This is a genomic window from Methylobacterium sp. 142-1Y (genome assembly GCF_057747795.1).
Genome location: NZ_JBYLEN010000002.1, coordinates 525,944 through 538,090 on the forward strand (window position 1 = coordinate 525,944; position 12,147 = coordinate 538,090).

Annotated in this window: 8 protein-coding genes; 6 read left to right on the forward strand and 2 right to left on the reverse strand. The window is 72.7% G+C overall.

Annotated elements, in window-relative coordinates; genetic code table 11:
- The first annotated feature begins 438 nt into the window (after positions 1–438).
- From AC3AOF_RS32395 to AC3AOF_RS32410, 4 genes are all read left to right on the forward strand, one after another.
- Positions 439–2,550 (forward strand): hydantoinase/oxoprolinase family protein, encoded by a 2,112-nt coding sequence (locus AC3AOF_RS32395; protein ID WP_236993287.1) that lies wholly within the window; start codon positions 439–441, stop codon positions 2,548–2,550.
- Positions 2,547–4,163 (forward strand): hydantoinase B/oxoprolinase family protein, encoded by a 1,617-nt coding sequence (locus AC3AOF_RS32400; protein ID WP_236993286.1) that lies wholly within the window; start codon positions 2,547–2,549, stop codon positions 4,161–4,163. The genes AC3AOF_RS32395 and AC3AOF_RS32400 overlap by 4 nt, the downstream gene beginning before the upstream one ends.
- Positions 4,164–4,212: 49 nt before the next feature.
- The gene (locus AC3AOF_RS32405; protein ID WP_236993285.1) at positions 4,213–5,238 is read left to right on the forward strand and encodes a LysR substrate-binding domain-containing protein; all 1,026 of its coding nucleotides are present in this window, start codon (positions 4,213–4,215) and stop codon (positions 5,236–5,238) included.
- Positions 5,239–5,396: 158 nt separating this feature from the next.
- On the forward strand, positions 5,397–5,888 hold the full coding sequence (locus AC3AOF_RS32410) for a c-type cytochrome (protein ID WP_236993284.1): 492 nt from the start codon (positions 5,397–5,399) through the stop codon (positions 5,886–5,888).
- On the opposite strand, the gene AC3AOF_RS32415 is transcribed toward AC3AOF_RS32410, so the two are convergent.
- Together AC3AOF_RS32415 and AC3AOF_RS32420 are read right to left on the reverse strand one after the other, a co-directional pair.
- Positions 5,854–7,722, reverse strand: coding sequence for an AMP-dependent synthetase/ligase (locus AC3AOF_RS32415; protein ID WP_488349176.1), 1,869 nt, complete (start codon positions 7,720–7,722; stop codon positions 5,854–5,856). The two genes, AC3AOF_RS32410 and AC3AOF_RS32415, sit on opposite strands and share 35 nt — an antisense overlap.
- Positions 7,715–10,564 carry an AMP-binding protein gene (locus tag AC3AOF_RS32420; protein WP_488349177.1) on the reverse strand — a complete coding sequence of 950 codons (2,850 nt, stop codon included), beginning with the start codon at positions 10,562–10,564 and terminating at the stop codon, positions 7,715–7,717. Before AC3AOF_RS32420 ends, AC3AOF_RS32415 begins: the two co-directional genes overlap by 8 nt.
- A 202-nt stretch (positions 10,565–10,766) precedes the next feature.
- On the opposite strand from AC3AOF_RS32420, the gene AC3AOF_RS32425 reads away from it, so the two are divergent.
- Together AC3AOF_RS32425 and AC3AOF_RS32430 are read left to right on the forward strand one after the other, a co-directional pair.
- Positions 10,767–11,132, forward strand: a complete 366-nt coding sequence (locus AC3AOF_RS32425) for a c-type cytochrome (RefSeq protein WP_488349178.1) — start codon at positions 10,767–10,769, stop codon at positions 11,130–11,132.
- Between the two features lie 226 nt (positions 11,133–11,358).
- Entirely contained in the window at positions 11,359–11,571 is a 213-nt protein-coding gene (locus AC3AOF_RS32430; protein WP_236993280.1) for a YgaP family membrane protein, read from the forward strand.
- Positions 11,572–12,147: the final 576 nt, after the last annotated feature.

A 12,147-nucleotide genomic window follows, 5' to 3' on the forward strand; every position in this document is an offset into this window, starting at 1 on the left:
CCTCATCTCGACCGCACCGACAGGCAAGTAAAATTTTACGGTGCGGTCGATTTCTTCGTATCCTGACATCCGTGCTGGAACTAGCCTTCATCCTGTGCCGGACCAGCATGATGCACCCACGTTGCATGCTTTTTGCATCTGCCCCGTGGCAGGACTATGCACGGTATTGATTTTGACAGTCTTGAAACAATGCAAGACAGCTCATGCGGCGAGGTGAACAGGGAAATTCCGATCGAGATCCCATGACGGCATCCGCAACCGCGCACGGCTCCCGGGCGTGGGCCATCTCCCCGGCGTTCGACGCGCGCGGCGAGACGGCGGGCACGCCCGGCCGCCGATCTTTGCCGCAACGGAGCGGGGAACGCCGTCACGCCCGCCGCTTCGCCCCCGGCCGTTCCTGCCGACGAGACCGGCCGCCCTTCTGCCTGAGGACCATCGATGACGTCGCATCCGCAGATCCGCCTCGGCGCCGATATCGGCGGCACGTTCACGGACATCGTCCTCGATGTCCGGGGCCGCCTGTTCTCCACCAAGCTGCTGACCACCTACGCCGCGCCGGAACAGGCGATCCTCGACGGTATCGCCGTCGTGACCCGGGAGGCTGGCGTCACGCCGGCCGATCTCGGCCTCGTCATCCACGGCACCACGCTGGCCACCAACGCGTTGATCGAGCGGCGCGGCGCACGGGTCGCCTTCGTCACCACCGAGGGGTTTCGCGATGTGATCGAGATGCGGACCGAGAACCGCTTCGATCAATACGACCTTTCCTTGCGCCTGCCCCCTCCCCTCGTGCCGCGCGAGGACCGTTTCACGGTGGCCGGGCGGATCGGGGCAAGGGGCGACGAGATGCTCGCCCTCGACGAGGCCGCCCTGGACGCCCTCGGCGACGTGCTGGCGCAGCGCGGGTTTGGGGCGATCGCGATCGGCTTCATCCATGCCTACGCCAACCCGGGCCATGAGCGGCGCGCCCGCGAGATCCTGAGCCGCAAGGTCGGCGTGCCGATCTCGCTCTCGTCCGAGGTCTCGCCGCAGATGCGCGAGTTCGAGCGCTTCAACACCGTCTGCGCCAACGCCTATGTGCGGCCGCAGATGGCCGATTACCTCGGCCGGTTCCAGGTCAGGCTCAAGGAGGCGGGCGCCGAGTGCCCGATCTTCATGATCCATTCGGGCGGCGGCCTGGTCTCGCTGGAGACGGCCGCGGAATTCCCGGTCCGGCTGATCGAATCGGGGCCGGCGGGCGGCGCCATCTTCGCGGCCGACATCGCCCGGCGCTTCGACCTCGGCAAGGTCGTGTCCTACGACATGGGCGGCACGACCGCGAAGATCTGCCTGATCGAGGGCTTCCAGCCGCGCACCGCGCGCAGCTTCGAGGTCGCGCGCACCACCCGGTTCTGCAAGGGCTCCGGCATGCCGATCTCGATCCCGGTCATCGAGATGATCGAGATCGGGGCCGGCGGCGGGTCGATCGCCTGGGTCGATGCCATGGGCCGCATCCAGACCGGCCCGGAGAGCGCCGGCTCTGAGCCCGGCCCGGCCTGCTACCAGCGCGGCGGGACCCGACCGACGATCACGGATGCGGACCTGCTCCTCGCCAAGCTCGATCCCGACGCCTTCGCGGGCGGCGCGATCACGCTCTCGGCGGCGAAGGCCGAGGCCGCGGTCGCGGCGGCAATCGGGGACCGGCTCGGCCTCGCGCCGGTCGCGGCGGCCTTCGGCATCGGCGAGGTCGTGGACGAGAACATGGCCAATGCCGCCCGGGTCCATGCGGTGGAGAACGGCAAGGATATCGCCGACGGCGTGATGATCGCGTTCGGCGGCGCGGCGCCCCTGCACGCCGCACGCCTGTGCGAGAAGCTCGGTATCGATCTCTGCCTCATCCCGGCTGGGGCCGGGGTCGGCTCGGCGATCGGCTTCCTCAAGGCGCCGTTCGGCTACGAGGCGGTCGGCTCGCGCCCGATCCGGCTCTCGGCCTTCGACGCGGCGGCCCTCAACGCCCAGCTCGCGGACTTGCGTGGGACGGCCGAGCGCTTCGTGCGCGCCGGCACGGCCGCCTCCCTCACCGTCGAGGTGGTCGCCTATATGCGCTATGTCGGCCAGGGCTGGGAGATCCCCGTGTCCCTGCCCGACCGCCCCTTCCGCAATGAGGATTCGGGCCGGATCCGCGACGCCTTCCGGTCGCGTTACGCGCAGTTCTTCGGCCGGCCGATCGACGGGCTCGACGACCTCGACGTCGAGATCGTCACCCTCTCGGTGAAGGTGCAGGACGAGCCGCCCGGCCCCCGGCGCGAGAGCCTCGATCCCGTGGGAAGCCGGGCGGTGGCGGGGACGACCCGGCGGGCGGTGTTCGATCCGGCGAGCGGCGAGCCGCGCGAGAGCGCCATCGTGGCGCGCGACAGCCTCAGCGCCGGCGACCGGATCGCCGGCCCGGCGGTGATCATGGAGCGCGAGACCTCCACCGTCGTCACCTCGCCGTTCGACGCGGTGATCCAGGGCGACGGGTCGATCTGTCTCGTCCGCAAGGGATTCAGGGCAAAAGGGTCCGACCAATGAGCGCGATCGACGACATCCGCCTCCAGGTGATGTGGAACCGCCTGATCTCCGTCGTCGAGGAGCAGGCCACGACGCTCCTGCGCACCGCCTTCTCGACCTCGGTGCGCGAGGCCGGCGACCTCTCGGCCGGCGTGTTCGATCCGCAAGGCCGCATGCTGGCCCAGGCCGTCACCGGCACCCCCGGCCACGTCAACACCATGGCCGAGGCGGTCGGGAACTTCATGGCGGAGATCTCTCGCGAGGAGATGTTCGAGGGGGATACCTACGTCACCAACGATCCGTGGCTCGGCACCGGCCACCTGCACGACATCACCATGGTGTCGCCCTCCTTCCTCGACGGGGTGCTCGTCGGCTTCTTCGCCTGCACGGCCCACGTGGTCGATGTCGGCGGGCGCGGCTTCGGCGCCGACGGCAAATCCGTCTACGAGGAGGGCATCCAGATCCCGATCATGAAGTTCGCCGAGCGCGGCACGGTGAACCGGGATCTCGTGCGCATCCTGCGCCAGAACGTGCGCGAGCCCAACCAGGTGATCGGCGACTTCTACTCCCTGTCCGCCTGCAACGAGGTCGGCCACCGCCGGCTCGTCGCGCTCCTGCGCGAGATCGGTCTGCCCACCCTCGACGCCATCGCCGAGTTCATCTTCGCCCGGACCCGGACCGCGATGGCCGAGCGCCTCCGCGCCCTGCCGAAGGGCCGCTGGACGAACACCCTGACGACCGACGGCTACGACGCGCCGATCCCGCTCTCGGTCGAGATCGCCATCGGCGAGGACGAAATCCACGTCGATTTCAGCGGCAGCGCCCCCCAGAGCCGATGGGGGATCAACGTGCCGATCATCTACAGCAAGGCCTACGCCTCCTACGCGCTCAAATGCGTGGTGGCGCCGGACATCCCGAACAACGCCGCCTCGCTCGCCTTCTTCACCGTCTCGTCGCCGAACAACATCCTGCATGCCGAGCGGCCGGCGCCGGTGAGCCTGCGCCACGTGCTCGGGCACCTGGTGCCGGATCTGGTGCTCGGGGCGCTGGCCAAGGCGCTGCCGGGACGGGTGCTGGCCGAGGGCGCCGCGTCGTTGTGGAACATCCACCTCTCCCTGCGCCCGGTCCCGGGGAGATCCGGACGCCGGGCCGAGGTGCTGATGTTCAATTCCGGCGGCATGGGCGCGCGACCGAACCTCGACGGCCTGTCCGCGACCGCCTTCCCCTCGGGCGTGCACACGATGCCGATCGAGGCGACCGAGCAGACCGGCCCGGTGGTGATCTGGCGCAAGGAGCTGCGGCCCGATTCCGGCGGCGACGGCACCTGGCGGGGAGGCCTCGGCCAGATCATCGAGATCGCCGCCGAGGACGGGCACGATTTCGACTTCTCGGCGATGTTCGACCGGATCGACAATCCGGCCCGCGGCCGCGACGGCGGCGGCGACGGCGCCCCCGGCCGGGTCACCCTCGACGACGGCACCCGGATGCGGGGCAAGGGCTGGCAGCACGTGCCGCCCGGGCGGCGCCTGATCCTCGAGGCGCCCGGCGGCGGCGGCTACGGCGACCCGGGACAGCGCGACGCGGCCGCGCGCCGGGACGACCGGCTCAAGGGATACGTGACGGACGGGGAGTGACGGCCGGTGCCGCGGCATCGCGTTGCGGCGGCAGGACGGCCCTCCTATCATGGCGCCCGTCGTCGACGGCATCGAGGAACTCTTCCGCGTGAGGCGCCCTGTTCGCGATCCGGGACCGGATCGTCCGAAACACGTCCAGGGCAGCCGGGACGAGGCCGTGCGATCGAGGGGCGTGCGCCTGCCGCCGCTCAACGCCTTGCGGGTCTTCCACGCCGTGATGCGCCACCGGAGCTTCCGGAACGCCGCGAACGAACTCTTCGTCACGCCGCAGGCGGTGAGCCAGCAGATCAAGCTTCTGGAAGACACGCTCGGCGTGCTCCTGTTCGATCGGCGCGGCCGCGCGATCGAACCCACGGAGGACGCGATCCTGCTGGCGCATTACGTGCAGAGCGGCTTCGACGAGTTCCAGGAAGGCGTACGCCGGATCTGCAAGACCGGTCCGAGCCACCAGATCAACCTCAACGCCAGCCCCTACTTCGCCACCCGCTACCTCCTGGACCGGCTCGACCGGTTTCGCGATCGGCTGCCGGAGGCCGACATCCGCCTGAAGACGATGGTGGAGGTGCCGGACTTCGTCAGGGACGAGATCGATGTGGCGATCCAGTGGGGCTTCGGGCAATGGCGCGACTACGAGGCGACGCTTCTCGTGCGCGATCCCAAGGTGATCTGCTGCGCGCCGGCGCGGGCCGAGACCCTTCGCGGGCCGGACGACCTGCGCCGGTCCCCGTTGCTGCACCTCGTCCTGGCGCCCGGCCTGTGGGGGCGGATCGTGGGCCATCTCGGGGTCGCGATCGAGGAGATCGAGAACCGGATCCAGGTGCACGACGCCGCCAGCATGCGGCGGGCGACGCTGGCCGGCCTCGGCGTCGGCCTCATCTCGATGCTCGATGCGATGGAGGATCTGCAGGCGGGGCGTCTCGTGGCCCCGTTCGGCCCGGCGGCCCTGGCCGGCATGGCCCCGGACGACGTTCCGGGCTTCTACCTGGTCCTGCCCCGTGCCAACCGCCGGGTGAAGAGCGTCACGGCCTTCTGCGATTGGGCGCTCTCCGAGGATTGGTCGCAACGGCCCGAGTGATGCCCGAGCAAGGCCGGCCGATCGTCCGCGACACCGGTGCGACAGGCCGCCGGCGCGAACCGCGTTGATCCAGATCATCCGCGTCCGGTCCGGGGCCGGTATCCTCGGGCCTCCATGCCGCCCGCCGGATGGCGGCCGACGCCGGATGGAGCCATCCGATGCACCGATCCCACCCCGACACCCCCTGCCCTCCCCGGACGGACGAGGTCCTGCGCGCCGCCCTGCCGCTCGCGGCCAGCGTCGCGCGGGTCCACGTCGCCGCGTCCCGGCGTCGCGCCGGCGCTTCGAGCCTCCGGCCTTCCGCCGCCCTCCGGACCGTCGTCCTCGCCGCCCTGCTCGCCACGGGCGCCCGCCCGCACGTCGCCTTCCCGGAGGTCGCCGCCGCGGCGGATGTCGCCCGCGGCCGGCTGCTTGCCGTGCAGCTCTGCAGCCGGTGCCATGTGGTCGGCCGCGAGCAGAGTACGGGCGGGTTCGTCGGCCCGTCCTTCATCGGCATCGCCGCCATGCCGTCGACCACCGGGGTCGCCCTCAGCGTCTTCCTGCAGAGCCATCACCAGCGGATGCCGAGCCTGCAGCTTGAGCGGGCCGAGCGGGACGCGATCATCGACTACATCCTCAGCCTCCAGGCGGGCCAGCGGGCGACGCGGTGAGGTCGCGACGGCGCTCCGGCGGCGCCGTCTCCTCGCGCAGGGCCGCGAGCGCGCCGGCGAACCGGCCGTGCAGGACGGCGCGGCGCAGCTTGCGGGTCGGCGTGACGAGGCCGTCCTCGACGGTCCAGGGTCCCGGAACGAGGCGCACGGCCTCGACGCGCATCGCGCGCGGACGATCGCCGAGCGCCCGGGCGATGCGGGAGAGGGCGGCGCGCCGGACCTCCGGACGGTCGAGGGCGCCGGCTTCCGCCGGATCGAGGCCGAGACCGCGGGCGAGCCGCGCGAACTCCGCCGGATCGACCGCCACCAGGGCGCTCAGCCGCGGCCGGCCGTCGCCCACCACCATCGCCTGGAGGACGAGGGGGTCGCGGGCCATGGCCACCTCGACGACCTCCGGCGAAACCTTCTCGCCGGTCGACAGGACGATGAGTTCCTTCATCCGGCCGGTGACCACGAGGCAGCCGTCCCGCAACGCGCCGAGGTCGCCGGTATGCAGCCAGCCGTCGCGCAGGGCCTCGGCGGTCAGCGCCGGCTCGCGCCAGTAGCCGCGCATCACGCCGGGCGAGCGCACCAGGATCTCGCCGTCCTCGCCGAAGCGGATCTCCATCCCGGGCAGGGGCGGCCCGACGGAGCCCGGGACGGTCTGGCCGAGGGCGAAGGCCGCGACCGCCGAGGCGGCCTCGGTCAGGCCGTAGCCCTCGACCAGCGGCAGGCCGAGCGCGAGGCAGAAGCGGGCGACGTCCTCCGGCAGCGGGGCGCCGCCCGAGACCGCGAGCCGCAGGCGCCCGCCGAAGGCGCGGCGCAGGCGCCAGGCCGTCAGGCTCCGCAGGGCGGTGCCCGCGACCCGGCGGGCGAGTCCCAGCGGCCGGCCGTCCCGCCGGGCGGCGTAGAGGTCGAAGCCGAGGGCGAGGGCGGCCCGGAGCAGGTGGCGCGTCGGCGCGGAGCGCCCGGCTTGCTCGGTCACGGTGTGGTGCAGGCGGTCGAGCACGCTCGGCACGACGAGGAGCACGGTCGGGCGCGCGAGGCGCAGATCCTCGGGCAGGTGCGCGACCGAGCGGGCGAACACCACCGGCGCACCGAGGATCAGCGGCAGGACGCAGCCGACCACCCGCTCGAAGATGTGGGCGAGCGGCAGGTAGGACAGGAAGACGTCCCGCTCCGTCCCCGGATTGCGCGCCAGCACCGCGTGCGCGACCGACACGAGGTTGCGGTGGCTCAGCATGACGCCCTTGGGCCTGCCCGTCGTCCCGGAGGTGTAGACCAGGGTCGCCAGGGTGTCGGGACCGATCGCCGGGGCGGGCGCGGGGGCGCCCTCGGCCTGCGCGAGCCAGGGGCCGAGGGCGCGCAGGCGCGGATCGGCCTCGGGACCGGGCACGCCGTCGATCGCGATCACGCACCGCACGGCAGAGAGGCCCGCCGCGTGCTCGCCCAGGCCCTGCCACGCCTCCGGCCGCGGCACCACCACGAGGCAGGTCCCGGAATCGGCGAGCAGCAACGCGATCGTCGCCCGCGCTTCGTCGGGAAACAGCGGCACCACGACGAGGCCGAGCGACAGGGCCGCCTGGTCGAACCAGACCCATTCGAGGCCGTTCGGCAGCCAAAGCGCGATCCGTTCGCCCACGGTCACGCCCTCGCGCGCGAGTGCGGCGGCGCGAGCGGCGACCCGCGCCGCCGTCCCGGCCCAGTCGTGGAAGACGAGACGGCCGGTGCCGGGATCATGCGCCGCGTAGGCCCGGCCTTGCGGGCGGCTCGCGGCCCGGCTCCGCAGCAGGGCCGGGAGGGTGTCCGGCGCCTCGCCTTGGGGCAGGATCGGGGGCTCGCCGCGCTCAGCCATGGCCGTCGGCCCCCGCACCCGGCGCAAAGGTGGGGCCGGCGCCGAGGTCCGGCTCGCCGCATCGCGCCAGGATGACCCCGCGCACCGCGTCGCGCAGGCGGATCGCCGCCGGGAAGCCGGTTCCGTCGGGGGCGATCGGGGCGCCGAGAACGACGCGGATCGTCCCGCGCCGGGGAAACCACTGGTCGGCGCGCAGCCGCGACCGCGTGCCGATGATCGCGGCGGGGACCACCGGCACGCCCGCCCGGCAGGCCGCCGCGAAGGCGCCGAGATGGAAGCCGCCGAGGCCCGGCGCGCGGGTGAAGGTGCCCTCGGGAAACGCCACGATCTGCTCGCCCGCCTCGATCCGCGCGAGGAGCGCGCCCGCATCAGCGACCCCCTCCGCCGTGCCGCGATGGACGAAGGCCACGCCCAGGCGCCGCAGGAACGGACCGGCGACGCGCTGGCCCGCCAGCTCGTGCTTGGCGACGAAGACCGGAGTGCCGGGCAGGATCGCGGCGAGGACCGCCGCGTCGAGGTAGCTCGCGTGGTTGGCGACGATCAGTGCCCCGGGGAGCGGCGGACCGCCCTCGGTGGCGAGCGGCATCCCGGAGAGCCGGAAGAACATCCGCAAGGCGGCGCGCAGGGTCGCGTGGCGCAAGGTCCGGCTCGGCAGGACCAGCATCAGCGGCCACAGGACGGCGCCGAGGGCGACGACGAACCCCCACCAGGCGGCGGCATAGGCCGCCTCGCCCGCGAGCCGGGTGCCGCGCCGCAGCCGCGCCGGGACGCTGCCGAGGGCGAGGCGGGCGAGTTCTCCCCGCGGGCCGGGCCGGGCTCCGCCGAAATCGCCGGATTCGTAGAGCGCCCGCATCGCCGCGCGGCGGATCTTGCCGCTCGAGGTCTTGGGCACGGTGTGGGGCGGGCAGAGCAGGATCTCGTCGGGCGGCTGGTCGAGCAGGGCGGCGGTGGCCCGCATCAGCCTTCCGTGCAGCTCCGCGCGTGCGGCCCCGTCCGTCAGCCGCGTCTCGGCGACGAGGATCAGGCGCTCGGTCCCCGTGCGCGGGTCGCGGCCGGGGATCGCCGCGACGCAGCCCTTGCGCACGCCCGCGACCGCGCCCGCCGCCGCCTCGATCTCGTGCGGATGGATCTTGCGGCCGGCCCGGATGATGATGTCCTTGGTCCGCCCGGTGACGTGGATCTCGCCGCCCGCCAGGTAGGCGAGGTCGCCGCTCTCGAGCCAGTCGCCGCGGAACAGGGCGCGGGTCAGGTCGGGCCGGCGGAAGTAGCCGGCGGTGGCCGAGGGGCCGCGGAACTGCAGGCGGCCCTCCCGGCGCTCGGGCAGCTCGTGCCCGGCCTCGTCGACGATGCGGATCTGGTGGCCGGGCAGCGGCCCGCCGCAGGACGGACACCCGATCGAGTCCCGCGCGCCCGGGGGCGCCGACCGGGCGACGCCATCGCGGTCGAGCGCCGCGCGTTCGATCCAGTCGATGCGCGGCCCTCGGCCGAGGGGCGGAAAGGCGAGGCCGACCGCGCACTCGGCGAGGCCGTAGACCGGCATGAGGGACGAGGCCGGCAAGGCATGGGGGCCGAAGCGCTCGGCAAACCGCGCCAGCGTGTCGGGGCTCACCGGCTCGGCCCCGTTGGTGAGGACGCGTAAGCAGCCGAGGTCGAGCCCCGTCAGATCCTCGTCGCGCAAGGCGCGCAGGCAGAGCTCGTAGGCGAAGTTCGGCGCCGCCGAGATCGTGCCGCGGTGGCGGTGGATCGCCCGGAGCCAGGACGCCGGATCCGCCAGGAAGGCCAGGGGCGACAGGATCACCGCGGGCGCCCCGAAATAGAGGCTGCCGAGCCAGCAGCCGATCAGCCCCATGTCGTGGTAGAGCGGCAGCCAACTCACCACCACGTCCGACGACGAGGCGCCGAGCGCCTCGCCCATGGCGCGGATGTTGGCGAGAAGGTTGGCGTGGGTCAGCATCACGCCCTTCGGGTCGCCGGTGCTGCCCGACGTGTACTGGATCAGCGCGAGGCTCGCGCCCGTCGCCGGGACGGCAGCGTGGAGCGGGTCCGCGGCGGCCAGCTCCTCCACGCTCGCCAGCACCCGCAGCGTGTCGACGCGGTCGCGCAAGAGCCGGCTGAAGGGCGCGAGGTCCGGGCTGCCGATCAGGATCTCCGGGCCGGCATTGGCCAGGATGCCGGCCTGGCGCTGCAGGTGGTCCTCGATCCCGGTGCGCCGGAACGGCGGATAGAGCGGCACCGGCACGCCGCCCGCCAGCAGGGTCCCGAGGAAGGCCGGGAAGAAGTCGGGCCCGGTCGGCAGCATGATCGCGACCCGGTCGCCGCCCGCGAGCCCGTGGCCGAGGAGGCCCGCCGCCACGCGGCGGGCGCGCGCGTCGAGATCCGCGTAGGTGAGGATTGTCTCGGGTCCGGCCTCCTGCGGGAGCCGGAGATGCGGCCGGTCGGGATGATGGCGGACGTGGAAGGCGAGCACGTCGAGCAGGGTCTCTGCCCGGTGCGGCTCGGCCGCAGGCGGCAGCGCGCCCTCCTCCCCTGCGACCACCCGGACGGTACGGGCCGCGCCGGCCGCCTGGATCGCGGCGAGAAGGTCGGCGGGTGTCGCCGCCTCGCCGATCAGGCGAGCCGGCAGCGAGACCCGGAAGGTGCGCGACAGGCGCAGGAGAAGCTCGGCCCGACCGAGGCTGTCCAGGGCGAGGTCCCGCTCGAGGTCGCTGTCGAGGTCGACCGGGACCGGCCGGCGCAAGTCGGGATGCAGCTCACTGAGGAGCGACCGGATCACGCCGAGGAGGGCCGCCGCGGCCGGCGGCGTATCGTCGGTCGTGCCGACCTGAAGAGCCGTTCCCGGCACGATGCACTCCCGCTCTGGGCCCGACCCCGACGTAAGGGGGAGCCCGTCTCCTGCCGCAGCCTCGCACCCGCTCCTCGCACCGCCTTGATCTTCCTCAATGTGCGTCCCGCGCCGGGCTGGACTTCTGGGAGTGCTGCAGGCCGCTCCGCGGGGGGACCGGCGGCGATGGGGACGCGGTGGTCGAGACGAGAAGGCGAGCGCGATGATCGCAGCGGGCCGTTCCGGTTTTCGCGCCCTCTGGCTGGCGCAGGTCCCCTGGCTTTTCGCGTCCCTCGCCGCCGCACACGACGCGGATGCCGGGCGCGGCCTCGCCTTCGCGCGGGCGCATTGCGCGCATTGCCACGCCGTCGCTCCCCGGGGTGCCGCGTCTCCCTCGGGCAAGGCCCCCACGAGCCCGATGCGGCACGCGCCCCCGTTCCGGGACTTGGCCGGACGCATCCCGGTCGACGATCTCGCCGACTTCCTCGTCGAGGGGGTGGCTGTCCGGCATCCCGCCATGCCCGAATTCCGCCTCGCCCCGGACGACGCCTCGGACCTGACTGCCTATCTCAAATCCCTGAGGCCGTGATCCGTACGCCCGCCGCTTCGCTCCGGTGAGACGGTCGTGTCCGGCATGATGACGATCCGACCTTGATCCATCGCAAGGCGCAATCGATCTCGCCGTCCTATCGACGGTCATGGTTTTTACGTTGTATCAATAAGTAAAAAACCTCGTCGACGGTCTCCGGACATGAATTCCGAAACGAACCTCAGCGTCTCGTCCTGTCGAATCACCCGCGCGATGGATGGCCGCCATGACTGCAAACATCGGAACGATCGACCGTTCGCTTCGGGTCGTCCTCGGCCTGGCGCTGCTGATCTCGGCCTATGATGTCCTGTCGGGTATCTGGGTGTGGCTCGCCGCCGCGTTCGGAGCGGTTCTGCTGGCGACGGCCCTCATCGGGACCTGCCCGGCCTATTCCCTGCTCGGCGTCAGCACCTGTTCCGATCGTCTGAGGGGGGCGTGACCGCGGCGCTCTGATCGCGCACCGGCCCCGACGGGAGGATCCTTGCCGGCTTCCGCCGATCCGGCTGCTCAGCGTCAGCAGGGACCGTCCCGCAGGCCCCGGGCGATGGAACGGCCGCGCCAGGACGACCTCGCCGAGCGTGAAGAGCGCGATGGTCGCGGCGATGTCCGCCGGGCCGAGGGCCAGCCGTCGTCGCAGCACGAGGAGGGGCGGGAGCGCCTCCGGGATTTGGTCGAGGCCGAAGGCCTGTGCATGAGCCGGCAGCCCGAGCCGGCGCTCGGCGCAGCTGGCGGCGAGGTCCCCGGTGAGCGACGCCGCCGCGAGAGCGAGCCCGGTCGCGGGGCCCCCCCAAGGCGGGGGCGGCGAGCTGCAGTGGCGGCACAGGAGGCCGCAAGCCCGCGATAGGTCTTCCCGGGCCCAAAGAAGGGTCGTCCGTCGGCGACCGTCCGGTCGAGGTCGATGGGCGTCGCGACGCGGTCGCCCAGCAGCGTCCGCGCCAGGATCGGCGCGCCATTCGCGACCGCCAGCAGGATGAGCGGCCTGCCGAGCCGGGCCAGGTCGCGCGCAGGGTCATGG

Coding starts and splice junctions, on each gene's coding strand:
- AC3AOF_RS32405 (WP_236993285.1), top strand. CDS start 4,213: ATGGCGCCCGTCGTCGACGGCATCGAGGAACTCTTCCGCGTGAGGCGC.
- AC3AOF_RS32425 (WP_488349178.1), top strand. CDS start 10,767: ATGATCGCAGCGGGCCGTTCCGGTTTTCGCGCCCTCTGGCTGGCGCAG.
- AC3AOF_RS32415 (WP_488349176.1), bottom strand. CDS start 7,722: ATGGCTGAGCGCGGCGAGCCCCCGATCCTGCCCCAAGGCGAGGCGCCG.
- AC3AOF_RS32430 (WP_236993280.1), top strand. CDS start 11,359: ATGACTGCAAACATCGGAACGATCGACCGTTCGCTTCGGGTCGTCCTC.
- AC3AOF_RS32410 (WP_236993284.1), top strand. CDS start 5,397: ATGCACCGATCCCACCCCGACACCCCCTGCCCTCCCCGGACGGACGAG.
- AC3AOF_RS32395 (WP_236993287.1), top strand. CDS start 439: ATGACGTCGCATCCGCAGATCCGCCTCGGCGCCGATATCGGCGGCACG.
- AC3AOF_RS32400 (WP_236993286.1), top strand. CDS start 2,547: ATGAGCGCGATCGACGACATCCGCCTCCAGGTGATGTGGAACCGCCTG.